Source organism: Streptomyces sp. NBC_01260 (assembly GCF_036226405.1).
In the GTDB taxonomy this organism is placed as follows: Bacteria; Actinomycetota; Actinomycetes; order Streptomycetales; family Streptomycetaceae; genus Streptomyces; species Streptomyces laculatispora.
This window is the reverse complement of record NZ_CP108464.1, coordinates 4,754,280-4,768,543: the sequence shown is the minus strand read 5'-3', so window position 1 is coordinate 4,768,543 and position 14,264 is coordinate 4,754,280. Positions and strand designations below refer to the sequence as shown.

The following is a 14,264-nucleotide window of genomic DNA, read 5'->3' as shown; positions in this document are numbered from 1 at the left end:
GCACCGGATCGCAGGAATCCGCGTCCCGGTGAAACGACGAGCCGCGACCCGGTCCGCCGCGTCGCGGTAACCCACGACGTAAAAGGCTTTAAAGCACTTGGGTAAAGAAATCTCACCAACCCGACCCCACCCGGCGGGCCCGTCACCCGCACGGGTGAGGTTTCCCAACTGAGCTGGATTTGGCACCGGTTGCCTGGCATATGCTCGCCGCACCAAACTTCAGACATGAGACGGCCCCCGGCGGGACAGCAATCCCGAACGAGGGCCTGACCAACGAGGAAGAAGACCCTTCCCGATGGATACCCAGCAGATTATCGCGCCCTCTCCTGCCCCGTCCGCCGGTGTGGTGCATGTCAACATCCGTCACACCAGCGGCTTCACCGTGGTGGGCAATCACCTCAGCCAGCACGAGGAGCTCTCCCTCGCCGCCAGAGGCCTCGCCGTGCACATCCAGTCACTGCCGCCCGGCGCGAGGGTCGGCATCAAGACCCTCGTCGAGCGGCTGCCGGACAGTGAGCACCGCATCGCCTCCGCCCTTCGTGAGCTGGAGGAGTTCGGCTACCTGAAGCGGACCAGGCAGCGCGGACCGGACGGCCGGGTCCACACGCGCACGGTGTCCTACAACCATCCGGAAGCCGCCGCCCTCGGCAAGGAACAGCAGCCCAGGCGCCCGGCCGGGCGTCCGGCTCCGCCCGCAGCACCAGCAGCACCGCAGCCCCAGCCGCAGCCGCAGCCGCCCGCAGAGGCCATCGCGCCCCGGCTCGTGCCCGTACCCACGGCGCAGAAGCCGCCGCCCCCGCCGCTCCCGGCGCCCCGGGACCCCAGGCCCCAGCTGCTGCACGCTGCGGCGGCACTGCTCGCCGGGCTGCGGCACCAGGCGCCCCAACTCGTGCTCACCGAGGCCGACATCGCGTACCTGGCGCCTGCCGTCGCGGCCTGGTTCGAGCGGGACGCCTCGCCCGCCGCCGTACGTCACGCCCTCACGGCGGACCTGCCTCATCCGCTGAGGTTCCCGGCGAAGCTGCTGCGGCACCGGCTCACGGCGCTCCTCCCGTCGGGGCGCTCGCTCCCTGCCGCCTTTCGAGCCGTGCCGCTCCAGAACTGCGACGACTGCGACCGCGCGTTCAGAGCCCCCGAACCGGGCTGCTGCGATGGATGCGCCGCATCGCAGGACCAGGCGGCGTCGGCCTGACGCGGCAGCTCGGGGAAATGGTGATGCGGTCGGGGCTCGGGCCCGTCAGACTCACCGGCATGACTGCGAAGATCGCTCGCATCAACCCCGCCTCTCTGCACGAGACGCCGGGCTATCACCACATCACCGTCGTCGAGGCCGGCCGGACGGCTTACCTCGCAGGTCAGTGCCCGCTCGACGGCAGCGGCGCGCTCGTCGGCGAAGGGGCTCTTGAGGACCAGATCGACCAGGTGGTGGCCAACGCGATGACCGCCCTCGCGGCGGTGGGCGCCCGGCCGCTCGACGTCGTCCGTTCGGTGATCTACGTGCGCAGCGACGAGAGGGCCGTCCTGGGGACCGCCTGGCAGCGACTCACCGACTCGGCCCTCGGACCGGCGTTCACCACTGCCAGCACCCTGCTCGGCGTGTCCCAACTCGGCTTCACAGGGCAGCTCGTGGAAGTGGATCTCACCGCGATGCTGCCCTGAGAGCCGATACGGGCGCGGAAGTTCGCCCGTCAGAGCGTGATCAGATGCGCACCGCGCCCACGATGGAGCCGATGGTGCTCATCGACTCGTAGCGGACGAAGGCGCCCGGGTACGGGGCGTGGAGCACGTTGCCGCCGCCCGCGTAGAGCCCCACGTGCGTGTTGCCGTTGAAGAAGACCAGGTCGCCCGGCTTCAGCTGGCTCTGCGCGATGCGGGTGCCCTGGTTGATCTGGGTGTACGTGGTGCGGGTGATCTCGACACCGGCCTGGTGGTACGCCCACTGGGTCAGACCCGAGCAGTCGAAGGCGCCGGGGCCGGTGGCGCGCGCCTGATACGGCATACCGATCCGCGAGGAAGCGGCCTGGAGGGCGGCCGCACCGCGGGCGGACGCGGGGACCTCCTTGCCGAGTTCGACCCGGTCACCGGTGCCCCGGCTGGCGCGCACCTTGTCGCTGGCGGCGTTGCTGGCGCGTGCCTCGTCGTCGCGCATCTGCTGGCGCTCGGCGGCGGTCAGGGTGTTGAGCACCTTCTGGGCCTCGGCGAGCTTGCCCTGCTGCTGCTTCTTCTTCGCACCGAGCGTCTTGCGGACGTCGGCCAGGTCGTTCAGCTTGTCCTGGGCCTCCTTGCGCTCCTGCGCGAGGGTCCGCTGCTTGCTCTGGATCTTCGTCAGCGACTCGGTCTGCTTGGCCGACAGCTGGTCCAACGCGGAGGCCTGGTCGAGGAAGCTGTCCGGGTCCGAGGCGAGGAAGAGCTGCACCGAGGGGTCGATGCCGCCGGAGCGGTACTGGGCGGCGGCGAGCGAACCGAGCCCGGCACGAAGCGTGTTGAGCTCCTGCTGACCGCGCGCCACCTTGTCCTGCAGCGCGCCGACCTGCTTCTCGAGCTTCTCCTGCTTCTGCTTGGCCTCGTTGTAGTGCTCGTTGGCGACCTCTGCCTCGTGGTAGAGCTTGTCGACCTCCGCCTTGACCTCGCTCTTGGTCGGCTTGGGGTCGGCGTGAGCGGCCTGGGAGGTCAGGGCCACGGCCGCAGCGGCGGTCGCGGTGAGCACGGTCACACGGGCGCGGCTCGGGTTCTTGGGACGACGGTGGGACGCCACGAAGGCGAGCTCCTTCTTCCTCGAGCCGCCTACCGGGCTATGGGGGGACGGGAATCCCCGGCTCCGTGCATGTCACGGAATCGGCGGTTCCTTCGCTGCCACCCCGGATGGGTGATCAACCGTGCGAAGGTTCGAGGGCCAACCATAGTGACCATCTCGTAATCAGTTCAATCTGCGCAGGAAGAATCTCTCCACACCGGGTACTTATTTTGCTCACATCACACGACGTGTAGCCATGCCCTGACGGCCCGTTCCGAAACTTACGGCAAGTCCCGACAAGGCTGACCAGACGCGCGAAAGCCGCTTTTCCTCCTACCAGTTGTCTGGAGGGGCGTCGGAGACTTGTCGGCGGCTGATCTGTCTGCGGGTGATGTGTCGGCGGTTTGTCGGTGAAGGCTGCGACGTTGGCCGGGTTGGTGCTCGCCATGAGCACGCTGCCCGAGCGCAAGGAGCCCGTCACCGTGTCTTTCGCATCCCAGAGCCGGCCGTGGGACGTTCACCGACTGCCGTCTGCCGAGGGCAGAACTTTCCTGGTCACCGGGGGTAACGCCGGGATCGGCTACTTCGTCGCGGAGCAGCTCGCCGCCACCGGCGCCGTCGTGGTGCTGGGCAGCCGCGACGCCGAGAAGGCCGACGCCGCCATGGCCTCGATCCGCTCGCGCGTCTCCGGCGCGCAGCTGCGGCACCTTCAACTGGACCTCGCCGCCCTGTCGTCCCTGAAGTCCGCCGTGGACGGGCTGGACCTCGATCATCTCGACGCGGTGGTCTACAACGCGGGGGTCGCCCTCGACGCCCCGCCGCGTCGGGAGACCGAGGACGGCTACGAGCTGATGTTCGGCACCAACCACCTCGGCCACTTCACGCTCACCCAGCAGCTGGCCCCCCTGCTGTCAGCGGCGCCGGCGGGCCGCATCGTGACGGTGGGAAGCTTCGCGGCGCGGTCCGAGCGACTGGACCTGGGCGATCTGCAGTCGACGCAGGACTACCGGCCCAAGCGCACCTACGGCCGGTCGAAGCTGGCGCAGATGTACTTCGGCTTCGAACTCGATCGCCGTCTGCGGGCCGTCGGCAGCACGGTGCTCAGTGTGGTGGCCCACCCCGGCGGCGCGCTCGACTCTCTCACCCCGTCCCGCCCGCCGGTACGCGTGACCACCCCCGCCGAGCGACTGCGCGCGCTGCCCGCCGGGCTCCTGGTGCAGGGCAAGGACGCCGGAGCATGGCCCGTCGTCCGTGCCGTCCTCGACCCGGCGGTACAGGGAGGGCAGCTGTGGGGGCCGAGGTTCTTCGGCCTGCGTGGCACACCACGGCGTGAGCCCGTCCCCTCCCACATGGCCGATCCGGCGATCGCTGCTCGCCTGTGGGCCGCCAGCGGTGAGCTGGCCGGCACCGATCCGCACCTCGGCTTCCGGTAGATGGAGTCACGCCCGGAGCAGCCGTCCCGGGGCCAACTGCGTTGCCCCTTGCGGCAAACCGGGACTCTCAGTCGCAACCGGTGTCCGGCGGGGTGTCGTTGATCCATGTCATCGAGGCGCGGAGATGGTGACCGGCGAGCACACAGGCCCTAGGGTCGGTCCCCATGACCGAGTCACCCTCTTACCTCCGCGCGACAGCGGATGCCTACGACGCCATGGCCGTTGTCTACGCCGACTTCGCCCGTGACAGCCTCGACGTCCTCCCCCTGGACCGTGCGCTGCTCGCCGCCTTCGCCGAGCTCGCGCGGGCGAACGATGCCGGGCCGGTCGCAGAGCTGGGATGCGGCCCCGGATACCTCACGGCGCACCTGCGGGGCCTGGGGCTGGACGCCTTCGGCATCGACCTGTCCCCGGTGATGATCGGCCTTGCCCGCGAGGCGTACCCGGGCCTGCGGTTCGAGGTCGGTTCGATGGACGCGCTGGACCTGGCCGACGGCGAGCTGGGCGGCATCGTGTCCTGGTATTCGGTCATCCACACGCCACCGAAGGAACTGCCGCCCTACTTCACCGAGTTCCGCCGGCTTCTGCCCCCGGGCGGCACCCTCCTGTTCGCCTTCTTCGAGTCCGGGGGCGGGCCGGTGGAGACGTTCGACCACAAGGTGACGACGGCCTACCGGTGGCCGGTCGACGAACTCGCCGGCCTGGCCCGCGAGGCCGGGTTCGTCGAGATCGGCCGGATGCTGCGCGAGCCCCTCGACGGGGAGCGGTTCCGCCGGGGTCATCTGCTGATGCGCGCGGAGTGAGGCTGCGGGACAGCCCTTAGGGTCCCGCTCACTCATCACTCGACCACCCCTGCGGCCTGCGGGATCGAAGACCTCCTCCATGGAGGAGAGCCGACCGGCCCTCGACCACGGCGCAGTCGCCGAGATCCTCCAGGCAGATGCTGTCCCGTGCCGCGTAGTGAGTGGGTGACCCGGCAGGTGGGGCCGCCGTCGACCAGGCGCTGCCCCGCCAACAGGACCGCATGCGAGGAACAGCGCCGAACTTCACCGAAGCCGATCAGGAATCCGGTGCGGGTGGCGCGGGTGGTCACTCAAGTGTGAACACTCGGCTGGCCGGATTGACCCGGGCCGGCAGTACCGTGCCCTGCGTGGCTCTTCCGAAGCGGTAGGCCGGGACGTCGCTGGTGGACTCGAACGTTTCGAATCCCGGGCCGCTGATCCGCATCAGGAGCCGGATCTGGGCGTGGTCCTCGTTGCTCGACGGGGCGGAGGCAACCGTCAGGACCAGGGCGGTCGAGTCGACACCGACGGCGGCGAGTTGGAGAGTGGCCTGCCGCTCCACGCGGGCGTTGAGGATGGTGCAGTACCCGACCCAGGCAATGAACGCTGCGACCAGGGCGAGGCCTGCGGCGCCCCATGTCCACCCGCCGTGGGTTCCGCCGATGCCGGTGGTGGCCAGGACTACGCAGAAGACGCAGGCCCCGCCCGCGCCCAGCATCAGGATCGCGCCCACGGTGCAGGCGATTACCGTGATCACCGGGCCTTTGGGATCCAGCAGGGCGGGCTCGTGGGGGCGGGTGGTGGCCATGGCCGCACCCTAAGACACTTCGGTGACTTGGTGGCCGTTCCGTGGGCGTGGTTCAGGTTGGCCCAGTCCACTGCGGCCAGGCCGGTCAGCAGGTTCGGCCCGAAGCGGCCACCGGCATCCCGCCGCGGTGCGTGCACGACGCAACCCCGACCGGCACCGGCACGATCGCCAAGCGGGTGAGGATCGGCCACGGCTGGGACATCTACAACCTCCTGTCCTGAGCCTTCTGTTCGGCCCGAAGCGCCCTGTCCCCGGATTCGCTGGGGCGGGGCGCTTTCGCGTCGGCCCACCTGGTCAGAACACCGGCTCAGCGAACAGCTCCCGCAGCCACCGTGCGCTCTCCGCGTCCCCCGTCGTCGCCGGCGCCTCGCCCGCCCCGGGGAAGAGCCGGCCCCAGGAGCACGCTCGGCCCACGGCGGCCAGGCGCCAGGCCAGGCTCACGGCGCGCCGCAGCTCAGCGGGTGTGAGTCCGGTGTCCGTCCACGGGTCCAGGTAGGCGTCACGCAGCTTCGGCAGCACCTGTGGTCCGTGCCGCTCGGCTGCGGTGCGCAGCGGGACGAGGAGGCTGCAGAAGGGGTGGGAGAGGGCGGCGTCTCCCCAGTCGAAGAAGGTGAAGCGGCCCGGTCCGGGGGCGAAGAACTGTCCGTCGTGCAGGTCGGCGTGGTCGAGCGAGTCGGGGATTCCGGTCGCCGCGAGTTCGTCGCACCAGCCGTTGAAGCGGGGGCGCAGTTCGCGCAGTGCCGTGCGGGTGGCGGGGTCCAGGGTGGCGTTCTCCTCGACGAGCCGGTCGAAGGTGGCGGGAAGCACGGCCATCCGGGCGTCCGGGACGCCGAGTTGACCCATTTCCCCTGCTCGGGGGCCGAGCGCGCGTTGCATGGCCGCGTACTGGCGCAGGGGCTCCTCCCACGCTCGCTCGTCGGCGGGGTCCTGGCGGAGCGTGTCCCGGAAGAGCGTGCCGCCGTGCGGGAGCAGCGACCAGCCGCGGGCGGCGTCCACGGCGAGCGGCTCCAGTACGTGGCCGGGGACCCAGCGGGCCAGCGCCTCGGCCAGGCCCGCCTCGAAGGCGGCGGCGGCCGGGTTGGCCTTGAACCACACGTCGGGTTCACCCTCGGCCGTCATCCGTACGAGCACCGACCACGGCCGCAGCCGCACCGCGAGCCGTCTGGTCGTGCGCAGGCCGTGGGCGGCGAGAGTGCGCTCCGCCCAGGCGAGGGCGGCCTCCCGCCAGGCCGGGTCCTGCCAGGGCGTCACCGCGTCCGGGTACCGCCCACGCTCCACCGTCACCGCTGACGCGTCATCTCGCATCGCGTCATTCCATCACCGCCGCCGGCGGCACTCCAGCCGGTTTCCACCGGCCCGCAGCCTTCGGTGAGCCGCTCTAGAGGTATTCCGCGTACGCGTCCAGCGTCCGCAGCACTTCCGCCTCGCCCGCCGGGGGCAGCTGGAGGACGACCTCCTCGATGCCCAGGTCCGTGTAGTGAGCCAGCTTGCCGGCGCCCGGCAGGACCGCGTACGGGACCACCTGGAGGTCCTTCGGGTCGCGGCCCGCCGACTCCCAGGCCGTACGGAGTTGCGGCACGGACTCCGTCAGGCCGCGGCCGCCGATCGGGAGCCAGCCGTCCGCGTACTCCGCGATGTGCGCGAACAGTTTCGGTCCGGCCGCACCGCCGATCAGGGTGCGCGGGCCGACCACCGGGCCGCGGGGCTGCTGGAAGGGCTTCGGGTGGGCGTGGCTGGCCTGCACCGAGCCGAACTCGCCCTTGTAAGCCGTTGGTTCGTCGGACCACAGAGCGCGCATCAGCGCCATGCGGTCGCGGCCGAGATCGCGGCGGGTGCGCCAGTCCACGCCGTGGTCGGCGGCCTCCTCGACGTTCCAGCCGAAGCCGAGACCCAGGGTGAAGCGGCCGCCGGAGAGGTGGTCGAGGGTGGCGATCTGCTTGGCCAGGTCGATCGGGTCGTGCTGGGCGATCAGGGTGATGCCGGTGCCGAGCGCCAGGCGTTCGGTGACCGCGGCGGCCTGCCCGAGCGTTACGAAGGGATCCAGGGTGCGGCCGTACTCGGGCGGCAGCTCGCCGCCCGCCGGGTACGGGGTCTGCCTGCTCACCGGGATATGGGTGTGCTCCGGGAGGTAGAGCCCGGAGAATCCCCGCTGCTCAAGCTGGCGCGCGAGCCGTACCGGTGTGATCGTCTCGTCGGTGAGGAAGATCGTTGTGGCGATCCGCATGCGAGGACACCTCCGTCGTCGTCGGGTGACCGCCCAAACGTATGCCGTCCGGTGCGCAAAACCGAGCCCTCGGCGCCTCCGGGAGGCCAACCGTCGAGCGTGCGCCGACGTGCCCGTACCGCGTACCGGTGTCCGCTGCCGGCGCGACTCCTCGTGGGCGTTCCTCGCGCCCTGTCCCGGCCCCCTGTTCGGCCGGGACAGGGCTCCCCTCGGAGCTTGGCTAACCCAGTCGTGGGGCAGCGTGCAGCGTGGGCTTGGCCAGGCTCATGGCCGCGCCCGGCGACGCGACCTGCATGGTGGCCGCGGTGCCCTGGTAGAACCAGCGCCAGCTGCCGGAAGAGGTCGCGTCGACGGTGGCGGCGACCTTGCCCGCGCTGTTCGTCCGCACGGTCTTCACCGTCGTGTAAGAGGCTGCGCCGGTCTTCCTGAACTGGAGCTTGAGGCTCTGGCCGCTGTACCCCCGGTACTTCAGCGCTTCCCAGTCGGCACGGGCCAGCGTGCCCGTGACCTTGACCTGCTTGCTGTGGCTGAAGGGGTTGGGGCGCGTGGCGGCCGCCGTCAGGGTCGCGGCGCGCTTGAACTTGAACAGGGCGACCCGGTCGAAGAGCCAGTAATCCCCGTCGTTCGCCTGGACGTTGCCCCACGCGGCCCACTCACCGGCGGTGACGTTGGCGTTGGTGTCGCTGTACCAAGGGAAGGAGTGCGGATTGATGCTCATCGTCGCTGTGCACTCCGAGGTGGTGCGGCTCAGCTTCTTGCAGCTGGTCCCCATCCACTCGACCGGGCCGCCCGCGGTGGAGCCGGTGCTGCTCGCGTCGATGTGTTCCAGCCTCTTGACGCCGGAGTTGTCCTTGATCGTCAGCTTGATCGGGAAGGTCACCGTCTTGCTGATGCCGACGATGACGCTCTTGCCGTTGTTGGTCACCGCCTTGGTGACACGGATGTCACCCCGCCCTTCGGCCTGCGCCGATGACGCCCCCAGCACGGTCATGGCCACCGTCATGGCCACCGTGCCCCACAGCACATGTCTTCGCATGTCCCCTCCTTCTCGCCCTCCGCACCAGGTGCCGGTGCGGATGCGTCGGCACAGCGTAGAGGCCGGAATCCGGGCGCCGCGGAACGGCTGGCCTCCCGGCCGTGCGCGGGCGCGTGAGCGCATGCCATCTGGCCCGGTCCGGGTGGCGCTGCCATCATGGGCATCGTGACCCAACTCCAGCTTTCCGGAGCCGCGTTGGCGGCCGCTGTGGGTGTGTACGGAGTGCTGGCCGCCTTGTGGCTGGTGCGGGACCGGTCCGACCGGGCGGCCGCCGCCTCGCTCGGACACCTGGACATCGATCCGTACCATGCCGTCGCCACGGCGGGCGAGGCACACGACGCCGACGGACACGCGGCCGCCGTCCTGATGCTCGAAGGACGCCTGACGATAGACGCCGAGGGACGGCTGAGCGTGACGGACGGCGGCGACGCCGGTACCGGCCACCCCGTCGCCTCCGCCCTGCTGGACGCCGTACGGCGGCACGGTCCGGTCACTCTGCGGAAGCTGCGGCTCATTCCCGAACTGCGCGCGATCCGGGAGGACTTCCTGCGGGAGCAGGACGCGAGGGTGCCGCGCTGGTCCGGCCGCAGGAACGACGGTCTCGGCACGGCGGCCTGCGCGACCGCGCTCGCGCTGTCCTTCTTCTACCCCGTGCAGCGGGTGTTCCTGGGCAAGGAGACGCCTGCCGGGGCCGGGGACCTCCTCTTCGGGCTGTTCCTCGTCGTGATCACCGGCCTGATGCTCGCCGTCCCGCTGGTCTGGCTCACCCTGCGCTTCTGGCCGGACCGCCGCGACCCCTTCCGTGCCCACTGCGCCGGACTCCCGCACCCCGAACCGGCGGCGCTCGACGAGGAACGGCGCGGGCGGCTGAGGACGAGCCTCATGCGCACCGAGCCGTGGGAACGCGAGGACACCACCTCGGTGGACAGCGGAGGAGCCTTCTAGGACGCGTTGGAGAGGTGACTCCGTGCTTTCCGTACGGGGGTGAGCGGGAGGGGCCGGTGGTCTGTCAGGCGACCGTCCCGCCCGCGTCGCGGATCAGCCGCTGGAGCACCTTCACAGCCCGAAGAGGGGCCACAGGCCGCGGGATCGGCGGCGGCCGCCCACCAGTGACCGTACGGTGGCGCCTCGGCGGACCGTGAGGTCAATACGCCTGTGACAGAACGCGAACGTCGCTGAAGACCGCCTGTAACCCGGTGCGAGATAAAAATGATGCAGACCACACGCACCGCGCTCGTTCCGGGGGAACACCATGAAGTACACCCGCATCACCGCTCTCGCCGCCATCGGGGTCGTCGCCACCCTCTCGCTCACCGCCTGTGGCAACGACGGCTCCGGGAAGGACTCGTCCGCCAAGGGCTCCTCGTCCGCCTCGTCCTCGAATTCTTCGTCCTCGGGCGGTGGCTCGAAGTCGGAGGGCGGCTCGGAGGCCGGCAGCGCGAAGTCGGGCTCCGGCGAGGACACCGAGTCCCGCGCCGCCGCGAACGGCGCGAACGGCGCGACGACGACCGGCGGCAAGACCACGTTCTGCAAGACGGAGGACCTGGCCATCGATGCCATGGACGCCGCGCCCGACGAGGAGTCCGGCAGGATCGACATCACCATGATCAACCGGGGTTCGACCACCTGCTCGGCGACGGGCTTCGCGGGTGTCGACATCAAGGACGCCGACAACACCTCGAACCCCATCGAGCGCGGCCACGCCCAGCCGCGCATCACCACCCTGAAGCCCGGCGACGCCGCTGTCTTCAACCTCGCCTACGACATCGACAACAGCGGTAACAGCCTCGCGGACCCGACCAACATCCTGGTGACGCCCCCGAACGAGACCCACACCGTGAGCCTGAAGTGGCCCGCGGGCGCGGGGGAGATCAAGGGCGCCTACACCGACGTTCAGGTCTACCCCACGCACACGACCAACTAGTGTGATGCGCCAGAAATCCTGATGGTTAGTCAGTACCCTGTTGTCATGTCACATCCCGGCCCTTCTGCTGTGAAGATCACGTTGTCAGGGGAAGAGCGTGCCGAGTTGGTGCGCCGGACGGAATGGCCAGACCGGCGCTCGGCCGAGAAGGCTCGGATCCTCCTGGCGTGCGCTGAGGGCATGTCGAACGCGGGTGTCGCACGCGTCGTCGGTGTCCAGGCCAAGACGGTTGGCAAGTGGCGTCGGGCTTTCGCCGCAGAGCGGATGGCCGGGCTTGAGGACGCCGGCTGGATCGGCCGACCCAAGGCCGACCTGGTCCTGAACGAGGCTGAGCGGACGCAGCTGACGCAGTGGGCGCGGCGGGCGAAGACCGCTCAGTTCCTCGCGTTGCGAGCCAAGATCGTGCTGCGCTGCGCGGAGGGCGGGACGAACCAGCAGGCCGCGGCCGACCTCGGCGTCGACAGATCGACCGTGGACCGCTGGCGGGCCCGGTTCATCGCCAAACGCCTCGACGGTCTGCACGACGAGCCCCGCTCGGGTCGGCCACCCTCGATCCTTCTCGACCAGGTCGAAGAGGTCATCGTGGCCACCCTGGAGTCGACCGCGGGCAGAGACACCCACTGGTCACGGGCCTCGATGGCTCAGCGCACCGGCCTGTCGAAGTCGACCATCGGCCGGATCTGGAAGAAGTTCGACCTCAAGCCGCACCTGCAGGACTCCTTCAAACTGTCCACCGACCCGCAGTTCGTCGCCAAGGTCGTCGATGTCGTCGGTTTGTACCATCACCCGCCCGAGAAGGCGGTCGTGCTCTGCGTGGACGAGAAATCCCAGATCCAGGCCCTGGACCGCTCACAGCCGGTCCTGCCGATGATGCCGGGCATGCCCGAACGCCGGACCCACGACTACTACCGGCACGGCATCACCAGCCTGTTCGCCGCCTTCAACATCACTGACGGCACCGTCATATCTCAGCTTCACCGCCGCCACCGCGCGATTGAGTTCAAGAAGTTCCTGATCCGGATCGACAAAGCGGTGCCCGTCGGGCTCGACGTCCATCTCGTCTGTGACAACTACGCCACCCACAACACCGCCGAGATCAAAACCTGGCTGGGCAAACACCCCCGCTTCCACATCCACTTCACTCCGACCGGCTCCTCCTGGATGAACCAGGTCGAGCGGTGGTTCGGCCTACTGACCGACAAGCTCATTCGCCGCGGCGTCCACAGGTCCGTGAAGGCCCTGGAGGACGACATCACCGCATGGATCGACACCTGGAACGAGAACCCAAGGCCCTTCACCTGGACCAAGACCGCCGACGAGATCCTCAACTCCCTCGCCGATTACCTCGCCAAGGTCGGAACCGATAGCCAGCAGACAGGGCAGAACTAACCATCAGGATTTCTGGCGCATCACACTAGTGCCGCATCAGGCAACGTTCGCCCTGTCGTGACGTGTTGCCCGGTTGCCGTGTTTGGACGGCATTGACCTGGTGACCGGACCATGCCGAATTGCACCGTTGTGAGGCGTGTCGCCCTGGTGGCGCAAGGACGGAGTGGTCAGTTCGCATTGCCGAGGACATCGCCAGCTGCCGCGCGGAAGCCCTTCACGGCCTGGTAGAGGGCGTGCTCTCGCTCGGCGGCGAGAGCGGTGTCCACCACCTTCTGGGAGGAGTCTCCTGAATGGGCGTTCTTCACCATGCGCCGCATCACGTTGGAGAGGTCGCCGGATGCGTGAGCCACACGGTCGGCCGCTTCCACTATCGAAGGCGGACCTTCAAGACTGACAACTTCAACGGCACGGTGGACGTCCCGCGCCAGCTCGACGAAACGGTGGACCTTCTCGTCCACATCCAGCAGGTCAGGAGTCCCTGGCTGGAGTGCGCCCAACACCGCGTCCATGGCGATGTCTCGATCGTGAAGAGCACCGAGGTAGTTCGCGTAGGCGTCCCTGCGATGCTGCCTACGCGACTGGCGAAACTGCGAGCGTGCGGTAGCACGCCCGTTCACCATCGCCGCGCCGATGGTGGCGAAAGAACCTACGGCGGCGCCGAGTAGCGCGGCGATCCCAGCATCCATGATTCCATTTTGCCTCTTCTTCTGAACCGTCAGCAGCCAGGTCTGCGGCCCGGCATGGTCTGGAAGCGGGCAGTCAGAATAATCACGTGGCTGAACGCGTGCAGGTCCGTGAGATCGATGACGACGAGGGCAGGCGGCTGCTGCGGATCGTCCGCCGGAGCGCCGCGTCGGTAGTGACCTGGCGGCGGGCCCAGATGGTGCTGTTGTCCGCCCAGCGCATGCCTGTCGCGAAGATCGCCGAGGTGACGTTCACCAGCGCGGACCGGGTCCGCGATGTGATCCACAACTTCAACACGGGCGGCTTCGACTCGCTCTACCCAAAATACAAGGGCGGACGGACGAGGACGTTCTCGCTGCCCGAGCGTCGGGAGATCAAGAAGATTGCCAAGTCCAAGCCGGCTGAGCACGGCCTGCCGTTCTCGACCTGGAGCCTGGCCAAGCTGGCCGACTTCCTGGCCGCCGAGGGGGTGGTCGACGAGATCAGCCACGAGGGGCTGCGCATCATGCTCTGCGAGGAAGGCGTCTCCTTTCAACGCGTGAAGACCTGGAAGACCTCACGCGACCCTGACTACGCGGCCAAGAAGGCCTGTGTCGAGCACCTCTACTCGATCGCCGACGGCGAGGTCATACCCGACGACGACGAGCCCGAAGTCGTCTTCTGTCTGGACGAGTTCGGGCCGCTCAATCTCCAGCCTCATCCCGGCCGGCAGTGGGCCGAACGCGGCGGCCAGCACAAGGACCCCAAACGTGAGCCCCGGCCCCGCCGGCGGGCGACCTACACCCGCCCGCACGGGGTGAGGCACCTGTTCGCCGCCTACGACCTCGCCAAGGACCAGCTCTACGGTCACATCAAGAAGACCAAGAACCGCTCCAAGTTCCTGGAGTTCTGCCGCTACCTGCGCTCGCTTCACCCGACGGACGTGCGCATCGCGATCGTCTGCGACAACTACTCACCGCACCTGACGACGAAACGGTGCCAGCGGGTCGGGGCCTGGGCCTCGGCGAACAATGTCGAGATCTCCTACACCCGACCAACAGCTCCTGGCTCAACCGGATCGAGGCCCAGTTCACCGCCCTGCGGTACTTCGCCCTCGACGGCACCGACCATTCCAGCCACAAGGCCCAGGGCAGCATGATCCGCCGTTACATAATCTGGCGGAACAAGCACGCCACCCATGAACGCCTACGCGAAGTCGTCAGCAGGGCGAACGTTGCCTGATGCGGCACTAGTGTGATGCGCCAGAAATC

13 protein-coding genes and 1 pseudogene are annotated in these 14,264 nt (G+C 69.0%); 8 read left to right on the top strand and 6 right to left on the bottom strand.

What is annotated here, in order from left to right; genetic code table 11:
- Nucleotides 1-295 precede the first annotated feature (295 nt).
- Together OG322_RS21390 and OG322_RS21385 are read left to right on the top strand one after the other, a co-directional pair.
- The gene (locus OG322_RS21390) at nucleotides 296-1,192 is read left to right on the top strand and encodes a helix-turn-helix domain-containing protein (RefSeq protein WP_329306806.1); all 897 of its coding nucleotides are present in this window, start codon (nucleotides 296-298) and stop codon (nucleotides 1,190-1,192) included.
- A 59-nt stretch (nucleotides 1,193-1,251) separates the two neighbouring features.
- Complete coding sequence (locus OG322_RS21385) at nucleotides 1,252-1,659, top strand: RidA family protein (RefSeq protein ID WP_123462042.1); 408 nt, start codon at nucleotides 1,252-1,254, stop codon at nucleotides 1,657-1,659.
- Nucleotides 1,660-1,699: 40 nt separating this feature from the next.
- Here OG322_RS21385 and OG322_RS21380 read toward each other — a convergent pair whose 3' ends face one another.
- The gene (locus tag OG322_RS21380; protein WP_185095303.1) at nucleotides 1,700-2,755 is read right to left on the bottom strand and encodes a C40 family peptidase; all 1,056 of its coding nucleotides are present in this window, start codon (nucleotides 2,753-2,755) and stop codon (nucleotides 1,700-1,702) included.
- Nucleotides 2,756-3,216: 461 nt separating this feature from the next.
- On the opposite strand from OG322_RS21380, the gene OG322_RS21375 reads away from it, so the two are divergent.
- Both OG322_RS21375 and OG322_RS21370 read left to right on the top strand, forming a co-directional pair.
- Complete coding sequence (locus tag OG322_RS21375) at nucleotides 3,217-4,167, top strand: SDR family NAD(P)-dependent oxidoreductase (protein ID WP_164494339.1); 951 nt, start codon at nucleotides 3,217-3,219, stop codon at nucleotides 4,165-4,167.
- A gap of 164 nt (nucleotides 4,168-4,331) precedes the next feature.
- Entirely contained in the window at nucleotides 4,332-4,970 is a 639-nt protein-coding gene (locus OG322_RS21370) for a class I SAM-dependent methyltransferase (RefSeq protein ID WP_123459931.1), read from the top strand.
- A gap of 286 nt (nucleotides 4,971-5,256) precedes the next feature.
- Here OG322_RS21370 and OG322_RS21365 read toward each other — a convergent pair whose 3' ends face one another.
- The 4 genes from OG322_RS21365 to OG322_RS21350 form a co-directional block, all read right to left on the bottom strand.
- Nucleotides 5,257-5,757: a hypothetical protein gene (locus tag OG322_RS21365; RefSeq protein ID WP_123459932.1), complete on the bottom strand. Its 501-nt coding sequence runs from the start codon at nucleotides 5,755-5,757 to the stop codon at nucleotides 5,257-5,259.
- A 294-nt stretch (nucleotides 5,758-6,051) separates the two neighbouring features.
- The gene (locus tag OG322_RS21360; protein ID WP_266411708.1) at nucleotides 6,052-7,062 is read right to left on the bottom strand and encodes a phosphotransferase; all 1,011 of its coding nucleotides are present in this window, start codon (nucleotides 7,060-7,062) and stop codon (nucleotides 6,052-6,054) included.
- Nucleotides 7,063-7,135: 73 nt separating this feature from the next.
- A complete protein-coding gene (locus OG322_RS21355) occupies nucleotides 7,136-7,981 on the bottom strand; it encodes an LLM class F420-dependent oxidoreductase (RefSeq protein WP_329306805.1) in 846 nt (281 codons plus the stop codon).
- Nucleotides 7,982-8,201: 220 nt separating this feature from the next.
- The gene (locus OG322_RS21350) at nucleotides 8,202-9,017 is read right to left on the bottom strand and encodes a hypothetical protein (protein WP_164494340.1); all 816 of its coding nucleotides are present in this window, start codon (nucleotides 9,015-9,017) and stop codon (nucleotides 8,202-8,204) included.
- A 165-nt stretch (nucleotides 9,018-9,182) separates the two neighbouring features.
- On the opposite strand from OG322_RS21350, the gene OG322_RS21345 reads away from it, so the two are divergent.
- The 3 genes from OG322_RS21345 to OG322_RS21335 all read left to right on the top strand — a co-directional run bounded on the left by OG322_RS21345 (nucleotide 9,183) and on the right by OG322_RS21335 (nucleotide 12,330).
- Complete coding sequence (locus OG322_RS21345; RefSeq protein ID WP_148085512.1) at nucleotides 9,183-9,962, top strand: hypothetical protein; 780 nt, start codon at nucleotides 9,183-9,185, stop codon at nucleotides 9,960-9,962.
- A gap of 307 nt (nucleotides 9,963-10,269) precedes the next feature.
- Nucleotides 10,270-10,941: a DUF4232 domain-containing protein gene (locus tag OG322_RS21340; RefSeq protein ID WP_124284260.1), complete on the top strand. Its 672-nt coding sequence runs from the start codon at nucleotides 10,270-10,272 to the stop codon at nucleotides 10,939-10,941.
- 69 nt (nucleotides 10,942-11,010) lie between these two features.
- Nucleotides 11,011-12,330 (top strand): IS630 family transposase, encoded by a 1,320-nt coding sequence (locus OG322_RS21335; protein ID WP_221198154.1) that lies wholly within the window; start codon nucleotides 11,011-11,013, stop codon nucleotides 12,328-12,330.
- A 167-nt stretch (nucleotides 12,331-12,497) separates the two neighbouring features.
- Here OG322_RS21335 and OG322_RS21330 read toward each other — a convergent pair whose 3' ends face one another.
- Complete coding sequence (locus tag OG322_RS21330; RefSeq protein ID WP_123459710.1) at nucleotides 12,498-13,016, bottom strand: proline dehydrogenase; 519 nt, start codon at nucleotides 13,014-13,016, stop codon at nucleotides 12,498-12,500.
- An 86-nt stretch (nucleotides 13,017-13,102) separates the two neighbouring features.
- Here OG322_RS21330 and OG322_RS21325 point away from each other — a divergent pair.
- Nucleotides 13,103-14,235: pseudogene (locus OG322_RS21325) on the top strand (IS630 family transposase).
- Nucleotides 14,236-14,264: the final 29 nt, after the last annotated feature.

Coding starts and splice junctions, on each gene's coding strand:
- OG322_RS21390 (WP_329306806.1), top strand. CDS start 296: ATGGATACCCAGCAGATTATCGCGCCCTCTCCTGCCCCGTCCGCCGGT.
- OG322_RS21385 (WP_123462042.1), top strand. CDS start 1,252: ATGACTGCGAAGATCGCTCGCATCAACCCCGCCTCTCTGCACGAGACG.
- OG322_RS21370 (WP_123459931.1), top strand. CDS start 4,332: ATGACCGAGTCACCCTCTTACCTCCGCGCGACAGCGGATGCCTACGAC.
- OG322_RS21365 (WP_123459932.1), bottom strand. CDS start 5,757: ATGGCCACCACCCGCCCCCACGAGCCCGCCCTGCTGGATCCCAAAGGC.
- OG322_RS21360 (WP_266411708.1), bottom strand. CDS start 7,062: ATGCGAGATGACGCGTCAGCGGTGACGGTGGAGCGTGGGCGGTACCCG.
- OG322_RS21355 (WP_329306805.1), bottom strand. CDS start 7,981: ATGCGGATCGCCACAACGATCTTCCTCACCGACGAGACGATCACACCG.
- OG322_RS21350 (WP_164494340.1), bottom strand. CDS start 9,017: ATGCGAAGACATGTGCTGTGGGGCACGGTGGCCATGACGGTGGCCATG.
- OG322_RS21340 (WP_124284260.1), top strand. CDS start 10,270: ATGAAGTACACCCGCATCACCGCTCTCGCCGCCATCGGGGTCGTCGCC.
- OG322_RS21330 (WP_123459710.1), bottom strand. CDS start 13,016: ATGGATGCTGGGATCGCCGCGCTACTCGGCGCCGCCGTAGGTTCTTTC.